The sequence below is a fragment of the Pseudomonas sp. GT1P32 genome (assembly GCF_054897805.1).
Window position 1 is genome coordinate 4696008 of the sequence record NZ_CM142704.1, and the last position, 13181, is coordinate 4709188.

The 13181-nt window shown below is 59.0% G+C and carries 14 protein-coding genes and 1 other RNA gene; 9 read left to right on the top strand and 6 right to left on the bottom strand.

Annotated elements, in window-relative coordinates; genetic code table 11:
- Nucleotides 1-16: 16 nt before the first annotated feature.
- From ACYZUC_RS21480 to ACYZUC_RS21495, 4 genes are all read right to left on the bottom strand, one after another.
- A complete protein-coding gene (locus ACYZUC_RS21480) occupies nt 17-622 on the bottom strand; it encodes a 5-formyltetrahydrofolate cyclo-ligase (protein WP_223434018.1) in 606 nt (201 codons plus the stop codon).
- An 86-nt stretch (nt 623-708) separates the two neighbouring features.
- A non-coding RNA gene (ssrS, locus tag ACYZUC_RS21485) (6S RNA) lies at nt 709-887 on the bottom strand.
- A gap of 30 nt (nt 888-917) precedes the next feature.
- Nucleotides 918-1235 (bottom strand): cell division protein ZapA, encoded by a 318-nt coding sequence (locus ACYZUC_RS21490; RefSeq protein WP_017341388.1) that lies wholly within the window; start codon nt 1233-1235, stop codon nt 918-920.
- The gene (locus ACYZUC_RS21495) at nt 1232-1441 is read right to left on the bottom strand and encodes a TIGR02449 family protein (RefSeq protein WP_003177365.1); all 210 of its coding nucleotides are present in this window, start codon (nt 1439-1441) and stop codon (nt 1232-1234) included. Before ACYZUC_RS21495 ends, ACYZUC_RS21490 begins: the two co-directional genes overlap by 4 nt.
- 130 nt (nt 1442-1571) lie before the next feature.
- Between ACYZUC_RS21495 and ACYZUC_RS21500 the strand changes: the two genes are divergently transcribed.
- The 9 genes from ACYZUC_RS21500 (at nt 1572) to gcvH (ending at nt 11112) form a co-directional block, all read left to right on the top strand.
- Nucleotides 1572-2132, top strand: a complete 561-nt coding sequence (locus ACYZUC_RS21500) for a YecA/YgfB family protein (protein ID WP_192416659.1) — start codon at nt 1572-1574, stop codon at nt 2130-2132.
- 27 nt (nt 2133-2159) lie between these two features.
- Nucleotides 2160-3494 carry a Xaa-Pro aminopeptidase gene (pepP, locus tag ACYZUC_RS21505; RefSeq protein ID WP_253405422.1) on the top strand — a complete coding sequence of 445 codons (1335 nt, stop codon included), beginning with the start codon at nt 2160-2162 and terminating at the stop codon, nt 3492-3494.
- On the top strand, nt 3491-4678 hold the full coding sequence (ubiH, locus tag ACYZUC_RS21510) for a 2-octaprenyl-6-methoxyphenyl hydroxylase (RefSeq protein ID WP_461990234.1): 1188 nt from the start codon (nt 3491-3493) through the stop codon (nt 4676-4678). Before pepP ends, ubiH begins: the two co-directional genes overlap by 4 nt.
- Nucleotides 4671-5156 (top strand): DUF4442 domain-containing protein, encoded by a 486-nt coding sequence (locus ACYZUC_RS21515; protein ID WP_461990236.1) that lies wholly within the window; start codon nt 4671-4673, stop codon nt 5154-5156. Before ubiH ends, ACYZUC_RS21515 begins: the two co-directional genes overlap by 8 nt.
- Nucleotides 5157-5165: 9 nt before the next feature.
- Entirely contained in the window at nt 5166-6383 is a 1218-nt protein-coding gene (locus tag ACYZUC_RS21520; protein WP_461996742.1) for a 2-octaprenyl-3-methyl-6-methoxy-1,4-benzoquinol hydroxylase, read from the top strand.
- A 227-nt stretch (nt 6384-6610) separates the two neighbouring features.
- Nucleotides 6611-7615 carry an extracellular solute-binding protein gene (locus ACYZUC_RS21525; protein WP_461990238.1) on the top strand — a complete coding sequence of 335 codons (1005 nt, stop codon included), beginning with the start codon at nt 6611-6613 and terminating at the stop codon, nt 7613-7615.
- A 207-nt stretch (nt 7616-7822) separates the two neighbouring features.
- Nucleotides 7823-9439 carry an ABC transporter permease gene (locus ACYZUC_RS21530; protein ID WP_223556081.1) on the top strand — a complete coding sequence of 539 codons (1617 nt, stop codon included), beginning with the start codon at nt 7823-7825 and terminating at the stop codon, nt 9437-9439.
- Between the two features lie 156 nt (nt 9440-9595).
- Nucleotides 9596-10678 (top strand): glycine cleavage system aminomethyltransferase GcvT, encoded by a 1083-nt coding sequence (gcvT, locus tag ACYZUC_RS21535; protein ID WP_461990240.1) that lies wholly within the window; start codon nt 9596-9598, stop codon nt 10676-10678.
- Between the two features lie 50 nt (nt 10679-10728).
- Complete coding sequence (gene gcvH / locus ACYZUC_RS21540; RefSeq protein WP_461990242.1) at nt 10729-11112, top strand: glycine cleavage system protein GcvH; 384 nt, start codon at nt 10729-10731, stop codon at nt 11110-11112.
- A gap of 115 nt (nt 11113-11227) precedes the next feature.
- Here the strand turns inward: gcvH and ACYZUC_RS21545 are convergent, their stop codons facing one another.
- Entirely contained in the window at nt 11228-11923 is a 696-nt protein-coding gene (locus ACYZUC_RS21545) for a hypothetical protein (RefSeq protein ID WP_461990244.1), read from the bottom strand.
- Nucleotides 11924-12130: 207 nt separating this feature from the next.
- Nucleotides 12131-12820 carry a hypothetical protein gene (locus ACYZUC_RS21550; protein WP_461990246.1) on the bottom strand — a complete coding sequence of 230 codons (690 nt, stop codon included), beginning with the start codon at nt 12818-12820 and terminating at the stop codon, nt 12131-12133.
- Between the last annotated feature and the right edge of the window lie 361 nt (nt 12821-13181).

The window sequence follows — 13181 nt, forward strand, 5'->3', positions numbered from 1 at the left end:
CTGATTCGAGTGGCGTCTAGTCTGCGAAATACCACGCCTTGTCTGTAACCGTTCCTTGCAACGGCACATCCCAGCTCGCCTGAGCCAGTCTTCCGACCTTCTGACATTCATGGGCCAGGCCCAATAGCGTCGGCTTGCGCCAGCTTTTCCGCCGCGCCAGATATGCCAGGCTCCGGTCGTAGAAACCACCACCCATGCCGAGTCGGCCACCGACATCGTCGAACCCTACGAGCGGCAACAGCACCAGATCGAGCGCCCAGACTTTGCGTTGTCGGGCGAGGTTGTGCCTGGGTTCGAGAATACGGAAGCGATTGGGTTGGAGCTTTTCGCCGGGGCGAATCCGCTGGAACACCATTTTGGTTCGCGGCCAGGCGCTGAGCACCGGCAGGTAAGTCGCCTTGCCCCGACGTTGTGCGGCGCGCAGCAACAGGCGCGGATCGATTTCACCGTCGGTGGGCAGGTACAGAGAGATATGTTTGGCGCGGCGAAACAACGGCTGCTGGGCCAATTGCTTGTACAGCCCGCGAGCGGCCTGGCGCTGCTGACTGGCTGTCAGTGCGCGGCGGGCCTTGCGCAGCATGCGTCGAAGTTGCGGGCGGGGCAGCAGCGCAGGTTCGGTCATGGATTCGGGCTTCGGCAGTGCGGGTACACAAAGCGTACCCGTAAAAAAGCCGATGCCGGTATTTAAACCGGCATCGGACTGGAATCAGGCTCCCCGGATGAACCGCTGCTGACTTAGCCCTTGAACCCGAAAGTTCAAGGTGGAAGATGCAGTAGGCTTTAAGGCTTTCCGTCTAGCGGACATGCACACCAGCCCAACGTGCAGCCTCCAGGGTAGTGCGAATCGGCTCAGGGACGTGGTCAACTGGCAAGCACCCCAGGGAGTGTTGCGAGTATAACCCAAGCGGTCGGACGAATCAGCCCTTGGTGACGTCCGGATCGGTGGCGAGCACCAGATCGACGCGATCCAGCAGGTCGCGCACCTGTTCGCGGGTCGAACCGCTGACCTGAACATCCGGGCTTTCTTGCTTGTGCAGAAGGTCGTGCGTGATGTTCAGCGCGGCCATCACGGCGATGCGATCGGCACCGATGACTTTGCCGCTGCTGCGGATCTCGCGCATCTTGCCGTCCAGGTAGCGGGCGGCGCTCACCAGGTTGCTGCGCTCTTCCTGGGGGCAGATGATCGAATATTCTTTGTCGAGGATCTGCACGGTGACGCTATTGCTTGAACTCATGAGTCTTGCTCCAGGGCCTTGAGGCGCGAAATCATCGATTCGACCTTACGCCGGGCGATTTCGTTCTTTTCAATGAGGTGAGCGCGTTCCTCGCGCCAGGTCTTTTCCTGAGCTAGTAGGAGTCCATTTTGACTCTTAAGTTGCTCGACTCGATCAATTAGCAGTTCGAGTCTGGCCATCAGCGCTTGCAGGTCGGTGTCTTCCATGGTGTCCACTGAATATGTAACTGATGGAGGTAGTCGCGGCCGGACAGCCTTTAATAGTCTTGGCGAGTCTGTCGATGTAGGATACAAGGCCTTCATTCTAGACATAGCGCCGTCTGGCGCCTAGCTGCCCATGCCCATTCAGAATTCTCCGTACCAAGCCTTCGCCACGCTGCTGACTTCCAGCGGTCACAACGTCTCGCCTGCCGAACTGCATGGCCTGCTGCTCGGTCGCAGTTGCGCCGGTGCCGGTTTCACTGCCGAAGAGTGGCTTATCGATGCTGCCGAGCTGCTCGAAGGCGAGCCGCAAGACAACGTTCGCAATGCCTTGATTGGCCTGCAAGAGATGGTCAAGGGCGAACTCACCGGCGACGACGTGACCGTCGTTCTGCTGCTGCCGACCGATGACGCGCCGCTGGCTGACCGTGCCGCCGCACTGGGCCAATGGTGCCAGGGCTTCCTCAGCGGTTTCGGCCTGAACTGCCGCGACAGCAGCATGCTCAGCACCGAGGCCACCGAAGTGTTGCAGGATCTGGCGGCCATTTCCCAGGTGCAAGACGCGCTGGAAGAGTCCGACGACGGCGAAAGCGACTACATGGAAGTCATGGAGTACCTGCGTGTCGCGCCGCTGCTGCTGTTCTCCGAAACCCGCAAGCCGGACGCGCCGGCTGCCGCCAAACCGTCGTTGCATTAATAGCGAGCCAGGAAAAGCCATCTGCCCATGATTCATATCCCGAAATCGGAATACAGCCGTCGCCGCAAGGCCTTGATGGCGCAGATGGAACCCAACAGCATCGCTATTCTGCCCGCCGCCGCGGTCGCCATCCGCAACCGCGACGTCGAGCATGTTTACCGCCAGGACAGCGACTTCCAGTACCTCAGCGGTTTCCCCGAGCCTCAAGCCGTTATCGTGCTGATGCCGGGTCGTGAGCATGGCGAATACCTGCTGTTCTGCCGTGAACGCAACGCCGAGCGAGAACTCTGGGACGGCCTGCGCGCCGGTCAGGAAGGCGCGATCCGCGACTTCGGTGCCGACGACGCTTTCCCCATCACTGACATCGACGACATCCTGCCGGGCCTGATCGAAGGGCGCGACCGGGTGTATTCGGCCATGGGCAGCAACCCCGAATTCGACCGCCACCTGATGGAATGGATCAACGTGATCCGCTCCAAGGCGCACCTCGGCGCTCAGCCGCCGAACGAATACGTTGCGCTGGATCATCTGCTGCACGACATGCGCCTGTATAAATCGGCGGCAGAAGTGAAGGTGATGCGCGAAGCCGCGCGGATTTCCGCTCAGGCGCATATTCGCGCGATGCAGGCCAGCCGGGCCGGGTTGCATGAGTACAGCCTTGAAGCCGAGCTTGATTACGAGTTCCGCAAGGGCGGGGCGAAGATGCCGGCGTATGGTTCGATCGTCGCGGCGGGGCGCAACAGCTGCATCCTGCACTACCAGCAGAATGACGCGGTGCTCAAGGATGGCGATCTGGTGCTGATCGACGCCGGTTGCGAGATCGATTGCTACGCCAGCGACATCACGCGCACCTGGCCGGTCAACGGCAAGTATTCAGCGGAACAGAAGGCGATCTACGAGTTGGTGCTGGCTTCACAGGAAGCAGCCTTTGCCGAAATCGCCCCGAATAAACACTGGAATCAGGCGCACGAAGCCACGGTCCGGGTGATTACCACCGGTCTTGTGAAGTTGGGCCTGTTGCAGGGCAACGTCGACGAACTGATCGCCAGCGAAGCCTATAAAGCGTTTTACATGCACCGCGCCGGCCACTGGTTGGGCATGGATGTGCATGACGTCGGCGAGTATAAGGTCGGCGGCGAATGGCGTGTGCTGGAAGTCGGCATGGCGCTGACCGTGGAGCCGGGGATCTACATCGCCCCGGACAACCAGAACGTAGCGAAGAAATGGCGCGGCATTGGCGTGCGCATCGAGGACGACGTCGTGGTCACCAAAACCGGCTGTGAAATCCTGACCAATGGCGTACCGAAAACGGTCGCCGAGATTGAGGCCTTGATGGCTGAAGCGCGGACAAAAGCAGCATGAGTCGAGTCAATCTGGCAATTATCGGTGGCGGCCTGGTCGGTGCCAGCCTGGCGTTGGCATTGCAGGCAGGGGCCAAGGCGCGCGGCTGGAAGATCGTGCTGATCGAACCGTTTGCCCCCGGCCACACCTATCAACCGAGCTACGACGCCCGTTCTTCGGCGTTGTCCTACGGTGCCAAACAGATTTATCAACGGTTGGGCGTGTGGCAGGAAATCTCCCGCCGCGCCGAGCCGATCAAGCAGATTCACGTTTCCGACCGTGGCCGTTTCTCCACCGCGCGCTTGTCGGCGATGGAAGAGGGCGTACCGGCGCTGGGTTATGTGGTGGAAAACGCCTGGCTCGGCCAATGCCTCTGGCAAGGTCTGGACAAGGACGTGGTCACCTGGCGCTGCCCGGCGGAAGTCACGCGCATGGAACCGCTGACCGACGGCTATCGCCTGACCCTCAACGACGAAACAACGTTGGAGTGCGACCTCGCAGTGCTCGCTGATGGCGGCCGTTCCGGTCTGCGCGAGCAACTGGGGATCGGCATCAAAAAGCGCCCGTACAACCAGAGCGCGCTGATCGCCAACATCACCACGAGCGAAGCGCACAACGGCATGGCGTTCGAGCGTTTCACCGACGACGGTCCGATGGCGTTGTTGCCGTTGCCGGAAAATCGCTGCGCATTGGTCTGGACCCGTCTGGGCATGGACGCGCAACGGCTTGCGGCCCTGGATGAACGCAGTTTCCTCAGCGAGTTGCAGGGCGTGTTCGGTTACCGCCTCGGCACGTTGAAACAGGTCGGCGCACGGCATCTTTATCCGTTGACGCTGATCGAAGCCGAAGAGCAGGTGCGTCCGCATCTGGCGATCCTCGGCAACGCCGCCCACAGCCTGCACCCCATTGCCGGCCAGGGTTTCAACCTGTCGCTGCGTGATGCGCAAGCGTTGGCGGATGCGCTGCTGGCGAGCGAGACTTCGCTCGGCGATTTCGCGACCTTGCAGGCTTACCGCGAACGTCAGCGGATGGATCAGAACCTGACCGTGGGTTTCTCCGATCAGGTCACGCGGTTGTTCGGCAGCACTCAACCGCTGGTTTCGCTGGGCCGTAACATCGGCCTGCTCGGCCTTGATCTACTGCCGCCGGCCAAGCGCTGGTTCGCCCGACAGGCCATGGGCCTGGGTACGCGTCCCGATGCGTAAGTGGTTGACGAGCAGGTTCGGCAAAGCACGGTTGATGCGTTGGTTCATGACCTTCTACCCGCCGTACCTGGGCGCCGGGGTTCGCGTGCGGCACATCAGTGATGATTTCCGGGACGTCACGGTGTCCATGGGCCTGGGCTGGTACAACCGCAATTACGTCGGCACGCAGTTCGGTGGCAGCCTGTATTCGATGGTCGATCCGTTCTACATGCTGATGCTGATGGAAAACCTCGGACGCCACTACATCGTCTGGGACAAAGCGGCAGACATCGATTTCATCTCGCCGGGCAAAGGCCCGGTGTTCGCCAATTTCAGGATCGACGAGACCTTGCTCGACGAGGTCCGCCGGCAAACGGCGAACGGCGAAAAATACCTGCCGCAATTGCAGGTCGATATCCACGACGGCGCCGGCACCTTGGTGGCGCGGGTCCAGAAAACCCTTTACGTGCGGCTCAAGCCGCAAGCGAGACAGGCTTAAAGCATGGACATGCGCGCAGATCTGCTGATTGTCGGGGCCGGAATGGTCGGCAGCGCCCTGGCGCTGGCGTTACAGGACAGCGGGCTGGAAGTCCTGCTGCTGGACGGCAGCCCGATGAGCGTCAAACCCTTCGACGGGCAAGCGCCGTTCGAACCGCGCGTGAGCGCGTTATCGGCGGCCAGCCAGCGGATTCTTGAACGCCTCGGCGTGTGGGATGGCATTGCCAGCCGGCGCAGCAGCCCATACACCGACATGCATGTCTGGGACGGCAGCGGCACTGGGCAGATCCACTTTTCCGCCGCCAGCGTGCATGCCGAGGTGCTCGGGCATATCGTCGAGAACCGCGTGGTTCAGGACGCCTTGCTCGACCGCTTGCACGACTGCGACCTCGGGATGCTGGCCAATGCGCGTCTGGAGCAGATGCGCCGCTCCGGCGATGACTGGCTGCTGACGCTCGCCGATGGCCGCACCTTGCGTGCGCCGCTGGTGATTGCGGCGGATGGCGCCAACTCGGCGGTTCGGCGCCTGGCCGGGGTGGCCACGCGCGAGTGGGATTATCTGCACCACGCGATCGTGACCAGTGTGCGCAGCACCAAGCCTCATCAAATGACGGCCTGGCAGCGCTTTACCGACAACGGTCCCTTGGCGTTTCTGCCGCTGGAACGCGACGGCCAGCAGGATTGGTGTTCGATCGTCTGGTCGACCACGCCGAGCGAAGCCGAACGGCTGATGGCGCTGGACGACACAGCGTTTTGCCTCGAACTGGAACGCGCCTTTGAAGGCCGGCTCGGCACGGTGCTGAGCGCTGACCCACGTCTGTGCGTGCCGCTGCGCCAGCGTCATGCCAAGCGGTATGTAGCCGAAGGTCTGGCGCTGATCGGCGACGCGGCGCACACCATTCACCCGTTGGCCGGGCAGGGGGTGAACCTCGGTTTCCTGGATGCCGCGGTCCTGGCTGAAGTGCTGCTGCAAGCAGCCGAGCGGGGCGAGCGGTTGGCAGATGCAAAAGTGCTGAGCCGTTACGAGCGTCGGCGCATGCCGCATAACCTGGCGTTGATGGCGGCGATGGAGGGCTTCGAGCGCTTGTTCCAGGCAGATCCGTTGCCGGTGCGCTGGTTGCGTAATACCGGTTTGAAGATCGTCGAGCAGATGCCGGAGGCCAAGGCGTTGTTTGTGCGTGAGGCGTTGGGGTTGACCGGGGATTTGCCGGCGTTGGCCAAGGCCTGACAGTTTCGTCGATGCTGATGACCTCTTCGCCGGCAAGCCGGTCTCGCTCCCACATTTGAAATGCATTCCAAATGTGGGAGCGAGCCTGCTCGCGATGGCGTCGGCACATCCACCACACATTTCAAACCACGCAACATCTGGTAACTCCTCCGCAAACTGATCGATTGAGATGGTAAATGTGAGTCCTTATCATTTGCCCTCACTTTTCGAATTGAGAGATCGCTCCCATGTTGGCACCGAAGCGTCTACTGACAGCACTCGCCCTGACCCTGATCGGCAGCACCGTCGCCCAGGCCGCTGACGAGGTGGTGGTTTACTCCTCGCGTATCGACGAGCTGATCAAGCCGGTGTTCGACGCCTACACCGCGAAAACCGGCGTGCAGGTGAAGTTCATCACCGACAAGGAAGCGCCGCTGATGCAGCGCATCAAGGCCGAGGGCGAGAACGCCACCGCGGACCTGCTGCTGACCGTCGATGCCGGCAACCTGTGGCAAGCCGAGCAGATGGGCATCCTGCAACCCTTCACTTCGAAAACCATCGACACCAACATCCCGTCGCAATACCGTGCGGCTTCTCATGCCTGGACCGGCCTGAGCCTGCGGGCTCGGACCATCGCGTACTCCACTGACCGGGTGAAACCGGGCGAGTTGAGCACTTACGAAGGTCTGGCCGACAAGAACTGGGAAGGCCGCCTGTGCCTGCGTACGGCGAAGAAGGTCTACAACCAGTCACTGACCGCCACCATGATCGAAGTGAATGGCGCCGAAAAAACCGAGAAGATCCTCAAGGGCTGGGTCAACAACCTGTCCACCGACGTGTTCTCCGATGATGTCGCGGTACTGGAAGCAATCAACGCTGGCCAGTGCGACGTCGGCATCGTCAACACTTACTACTACGGCCGTCTGCACAAGCAGAAGCCTGACCTGGCGGTGAAGCTGTTCTGGCCGAATCAGGCTGATCGTGGCGTACACGTCAATCTTTCCGGCATTGGCCTGACCAAACACGCGCCGCACCCGGATGCGGCCAAGGCGCTGGTGGAGTGGATGACCACGCCTGAGGCGCAGAAGATCTTCGCTGATGTGAACCAGGAATTCCCGGCCAACCCTACGGTGGCGCCATCCGCGGAAGTCGCCGCCTGGGGCAAGTTCGTCGCCGATACCTTGCCGGTGGAAGTCGCCGGCAAACGTCAGGCTGAAGCGATTCGCATGATGGATCGGGCTGGCTGGAACTGAGTCTGTCGATATACTGCGCCCCGCCTATGCGGGGCGTTTTGATTTTGCGCGAGGCGCCTCCGACCCTGTGGGAGCGAGCCTGCTCGCGAAAAACGCCAACGATAACGCGGTGTGCCTGACGGTCCGCGGTGTCGTGACGTTTTTCGCGAGCAGGCTCGCTCCTACAAGGGGCTTCTGTTGTAATTTCCATCCCTTGAGAGCTTTTCCTTGGCCCACCCCGCCCAACGCCGCTGGTATCCCCTGGTCTTCGCCATCGCTGCGCTGGTCTTGCTGCCCCTCAGCGTTCTGTTGCTCTCCTGGCAAACCGTCGATCATCAAATCTGGTCCCACCTCTGGGACACGCAGATGCCGCGGCTGCTGGGCAACACGTTGACCCTGGTGCTTGGCGTCGGTGCCGGCGTAACGCTGCTGGGTGTCAGCCTCGCCTGGCTCACCAGCCTCTGCGAATTCCCCGGTCGGCGCTGGCTGGATTGGGCGTTGATGCTGCCGTTCGCGATTCCCGCCTACGTGTTGGCGTTCGTCTTCGTCGGATTGCTGGATTTTGCCGGTCCCGTTCAAACGTTGATGCGCGAATGGTTCGGCACGGGCCTGCGACTGCCGCGAGTCCGCTCGACCGGCGGCGTCATCCTCGTTCTGGTACTGGTCTTCTATCCCTACGTTTACCTGCTGGCGCGCACGGCGTTTCTCGCTCAAGGCAAAGGCCTGATGGAAGCGGCGCGAGTCCTGGGGCAATCGCCGTGGCAGGCGTTCTGGCGTGTCGCGTTGCCGATGGCACGCCCGGCCATCGGTGCGGGTGTCGCGTTGGCGCTGATGGAAACCCTGGCGGATTTCGGTGCGGTGTCGGTGTTCAACTTCGACACGTTCACGACGGCGATCTACAAAACCTGGTACGGCTTCTTCAGTCTTTCGACTGCCGCACAACTGGCCAGCCTGTTGCTGTTGGTGGTGATGGTTGTGCTGTACGGCGAGCGCCGCGCACGCGGGGCCAACCGCGCAAGCAATGAACGACCGCGGGTCAAAGCGTTGTATCACCTGCGCGGCTTCAAAGCGCTGGCAGCGATGAGCTGGTGCGGTCTGGTGTTTGCCTGCGCCTTCGTGATCCCGGTGCTGCAATTGGTGGTGTGGTTCTGGCAGCGCGGGCGTTTCGATCTGGATGAGCGTTACACCGGCCTGATCGTCCACACCTTGTACCTGGGCGGCATGGCGGCGCTGATTACTGTCAGCGTTGCGCTGGTGCTGGCATTTGCCCGGCGGCTGGCGCCGACCCGGGCGATCCGCTCCGGTGTCAGCCTGGCCAATCTCGGCTATGCGTTGCCGGGGTCGGTGCTGGCGGTGTCGATCATGTTGGCGTTCAGTTATCTGGATCGCGAGTTGGTGATTCCGCTGTCGGGATGGTTGGGTGGCGCCGGCAAACCGTTATTGTTGGGCAGCTTGTCGGCCTTGCTGCTGGCCTATCTGGTGCGATTCATTGCGGTGGCTTACGGGCCTCTGGAAAACAGCCTGGCGCGAATACGGCCATCTTTGCCCGAAGCGGCACGTAGCCTTGGGGTCGGTGGGCCGCGACTGTTTTTCAAAGTGTATCTGCCGTTATTGCTGCCCGGAACATTGAGCGCTGCGTTGCTGGTGTTCGTCGATGTACTCAAGGAAATGCCCGCGACCCTGCTGATGCGGCCGTTTGGCTGGGATACGCTGGCGGTGCGCATCTTCGAAATGACCAGCGAGGGCGAGTGGGCGAGGGCGTCATTGCCGGCGCTGACCCTGGTTTTGGTCGGGCTGTTACCGGTCATCGGATTGATTCGACGTTCAGCGCATCGAAACACCTAGGTGTCAGTCCTACACCTTGAGGCTACAATGCGCGGCATTCGGTGCGGTCCGTCCTACAGACCCGGTTGCTGAAATCGGCTGAAAGCCTTCTATTTCAAGGCGTTCACTCCGTGCAGCACCGGCCCGCACCTTCGCCACGCCCGGAAGGAGAAACCCATGGGACAGCGTACGCCTCTGTATGACCTTCATCTCGCCCTCGGCGCGAAGATGGTCGATTTTGGCGGTTGGGATATGCCTCTGCATTACGGCTCGCAGGTCGAGGAGCACCATCAGGTGCGCCGCGATTGCGGGGTTTTCGATGTATCCCACATGACCGTGATCGATGTCAGCGGCGGGCAGGCCAAGGCCTGGCTCCAGCATTTGCTGGCCAACGACGTCGAACGCCTGCACAGCCCCGGCCGTGCCTTGTACAGCACCATGCTCAATGAGCGCGGCGGCATCGTTGACGACATGATCGTCTATCGCCTCGATGACGGTTATCGCCTGGTGGTCAATGCCTCCACCCGCGATCAAGACCTGGCGTGGATGCAGGTGCACCTCGACGGCTTCGATGTGCAGCTCAACGAGCGCTCCGAGCTGGCGATGCTGGCCATTCAAGGCCCGCATGCCCGACACAAAATCTCCGAACTGGTCACCCAGTCTCGCGGCAACCTGATCCAGTTGCTCAAGCCGTTCGAAGGCCAGCCTGACGGTGACTGGTTCATCGCGCGCACCGGCTACACCGGCGAAGACGGTCTGGAAATCATTTTGCCGGCCAGTCAGGCGCCGGGATTCTTCAACGATCTGGTGGGTGCAGGCATCTCGCCGATTGGCCTTGGCGCACGGGATACGCTGCGTGTCGAAGCCGGCATGAACCTGTACGGTCAGGACATTCATCAAGATGTTTCGCCGCTGGCCTCGAACATGGCCTGGAGCATTGCCTGGGAGCCGGCCTCTCGCCAGTTCATCGGCCGCGTCGCTCTGGAAGCTGAACGGGCAGGCGGCGTACAGCACAAACTGGTGGGGCTGGTCCTTGAGGAGCGAGGGGTTTTGCGCGCTCATCAAGTGGTCCGCATCGCCAATGTTGGCGAAGGAGAGATCACCAGTGGTAGTTTCTCTCCTACGCTTAGCAAGTCGATTGCACTGGCGCGCGTGCCAATGGCGACTGCCGACCGCGCAGAAGTGGAAATCCGTGGCAAGTGGTACCCGGTCCGAGTGGTCAAACCGACCTTCGTACGCCATGGCAAAACCTTGATCTAACCTTTTCTGGCGGGCAACGACCGCTGACAATTTTCTTGAGGACACAGAACATGAGCGATATCCCTGCCGACCTGCGTTTTGCCGAAAGTCACGAATGGGCCCGTCTGGAAGCCGATGGCACCGTCACTGTGGGCATCAGCGATCACGCTCAGGAAGCCTTGGGCGATGTGGTGTTCGTTGAGCTGACTGAAGTCGGTAATGTGTTTGCAGCCGAAGATCAGGCGGGTGTTGTGGAGTCGGTTAAAGCCGCCTCTGACATCTACTCACCGATTGCCGGTGAAGTGATTGCGGTCAACGAAGAGCTGAGCGCCAATCCGGAACTGCTTAACTCCGACCCGTACGGTGCCTGGATCTTCAAGCTCAAGCCAAGCAATGCCGCTGACCTGGACAAGCTGCTCGATGCAGCTGGCTATAAGGCCGCCATCGGCGAGTAAGCACTGCCGAAAGCAAAACCGCTACAAGAGCGCCGCGTTTTCCTTGCCTGGAGAACGCGGCGTTTTTTGTTTAATGCCGTGCGGTGCGGTCTGGCTGTGAAGGTTTGCTGACCATTCATGCCGCCATTGCTACCGCTTTGTTTACCCTGGCGTGAAGCGCCGTTATTTGGTCTGCTGTCAGAAGTATTGCCGGTTCGCCCGGAACCCAAACACCACTGTCGTTGTAAGTGATCGTTTTGGTTTCTCCGTCATTTACCGTGACGACGTAAGGGTTGGATACATTGCCTGGGATTAAAGAACCCGTCGCCTGAGCTGGGCCAAACCATAGTTGAAACTGGTTTTTTGGCGTCATGGTGGTTGCACCGATACTCATGCCGCCTGAACAGTTCACCCAAATACAATAACCTTTGGAGTCCAGCAAGATTTCCCGAGGATTGGCGGGTAATTGGTTGTTGATTAAAACATCTCCGGGGACACCGCCATTTATGGGAGGAGTGAATACACCATATTCATTGAGTGTCGTTTTTTGCCCCGTACTGATGGGGCGATTTTTTCCTCCTGAAGTAAATGTAATATCGCCTTCTTGCATTGGGGTGCTTGTAAAGTTGACCATAAAAGAGGGGCTGGATATGTCGAATGTATTTTTGTATTGAAAGCTAGGATTGTTTGTTGTGGCTTTGGGGAGCCTTGCTGACCATATGACGGTAAAGGTGTTGTTTACCATTTTTGCAAGGTAAAGGCTGTAATTGTTGGTTTTTTGGGCGATCAGTTGTGCCTCTTCGATATACAGAATAATTTGTTGTTCGCTCATGGCTGTTTTCCATTCATCCAGCGGAGTATTTCATGGCGGGCTTCCAGGCTCACCTGATTCGCTGCGGCGTTTGTACTGTCAATAAAAAACCCTGTAGATCCAGGATTTACAGGGTTTTTTGAACATGTTTGCGCGTTCAAGACTGTCAACGGTAAGACGAAATGCTTTCAGTCCATTGTGCAAACGGTGCTCGATTCGCCCTCCATGCTATGCCGCTATAGCGCTTTCCACCTTGGCATGCAGCGCCGCGACTTCCTTGTCGCTGAGGCGTTTGGCTGGTTCGCCAGTCACCCAGGTGCCCGCGTCGGTATAGGTGAGGATGATGCTGCCTCCATCCTGCAAGGTTGCTACATAGGCATTGGATAGATTCTGAGCAATCAGCGAGCCAGTTTCCTGAATGTTTCCGAACCACAGTTGGTATTGGCTTTTTGGTGTCAGCGTAGCGGTGCCGACGTTCATGCCGCTCGCGCGGTTGACCCAGATATTATTGCCATTGGAATCCAGCAGTATCTCGTGGGGATTGCCTTGCAGTTGGTTGGTGATAAGAATATCTGATGCTACACCGCCGTTTTTGGCCGGTGAAAAAACACCGTATTGATCCAGTACTGTCGTTTGGCCGGTACTGATAGGCAGGTTTTTCCCACCGGAGGTAAAGGTGACATCACCTTGGCTAACCGAATCGTTCGTATAGTTGACATTGAAGGAAGGTGTCGTGATATCGAACAGATTTTTGTATTGATAGCTAGGGTTGAGAACGGTTGCCACAGGACCTTTTGATTGCCAGATAACAGTAAAATCATTATTTACCTTTTTGGCTAGATAAAGGCTGTACTGGTTCTTTTTTTGTGCGATTAGTTGATTTTGCTCGATGTACAAAGTGATTGTCTGACTGCTCATTTTGAACTCCATTTCGAATAAAGCGTAGCTTGGGTTGTTTGTAACTGGGTAGTGGCTTTTTGGTTCCGTTGCCCAGCCCTCAACAAACATAGCATGCGGATTATTGCGCTATAGATCTATTGGCTATGGTTTGATTCTATCTATCGCGATTGGTTTTTGTAAGCGTTTGACTGTTTTAATAAGTGTTGGTTTTTCACCTGTTTGCAGGCGCCGTTTTACGGATATTTATGTGAGGACTTATTTTTGGCGAGAAAAAATAACTTATATAACGATCGGCGATGCATATATCGCTGGAATGAAAGAGCCTGAAGAGACTTGGCGTGTTTTGAATGCTTCAGGGATGGGCCGCGTCCAAAGACGC

Coding starts and splice junctions, on each gene's coding strand:
- ACYZUC_RS21480 (WP_223434018.1), bottom strand. CDS start 622: ATGACCGAACCTGCGCTGCTGCCCCGCCCGCAACTTCGACGCATGCTG.
- ACYZUC_RS21490 (WP_017341388.1), bottom strand. CDS start 1,235: ATGAGTTCAAGCAATAGCGTCACCGTGCAGATCCTCGACAAAGAATAT.
- ACYZUC_RS21495 (WP_003177365.1), bottom strand. CDS start 1,441: ATGGAAGACACCGACCTGCAAGCGCTGATGGCCAGACTCGAACTGCTA.
- ACYZUC_RS21500 (WP_192416659.1), top strand. CDS start 1,572: ATGCCCATTCAGAATTCTCCGTACCAAGCCTTCGCCACGCTGCTGACT.
- pepP (WP_253405422.1), top strand. CDS start 2,160: ATGATTCATATCCCGAAATCGGAATACAGCCGTCGCCGCAAGGCCTTG.
- ubiH (WP_461990234.1), top strand. CDS start 3,491: ATGAGTCGAGTCAATCTGGCAATTATCGGTGGCGGCCTGGTCGGTGCC.
- ACYZUC_RS21515 (WP_461990236.1), top strand. CDS start 4,671: ATGCGTAAGTGGTTGACGAGCAGGTTCGGCAAAGCACGGTTGATGCGT.
- ACYZUC_RS21520 (WP_461996742.1), top strand. CDS start 5,166: ATGCGCGCAGATCTGCTGATTGTCGGGGCCGGAATGGTCGGCAGCGCC.
- ACYZUC_RS21525 (WP_461990238.1), top strand. CDS start 6,611: ATGTTGGCACCGAAGCGTCTACTGACAGCACTCGCCCTGACCCTGATC.
- gcvT (WP_461990240.1), top strand. CDS start 9,596: ATGGGACAGCGTACGCCTCTGTATGACCTTCATCTCGCCCTCGGCGCG.
- gcvH (WP_461990242.1), top strand. CDS start 10,729: ATGAGCGATATCCCTGCCGACCTGCGTTTTGCCGAAAGTCACGAATGG.
- ACYZUC_RS21545 (WP_461990244.1), bottom strand. CDS start 11,923: ATGAGCGAACAACAAATTATTCTGTATATCGAAGAGGCACAACTGATC.
- ACYZUC_RS21550 (WP_461990246.1), bottom strand. CDS start 12,820: ATGAGCAGTCAGACAATCACTTTGTACATCGAGCAAAATCAACTAATC.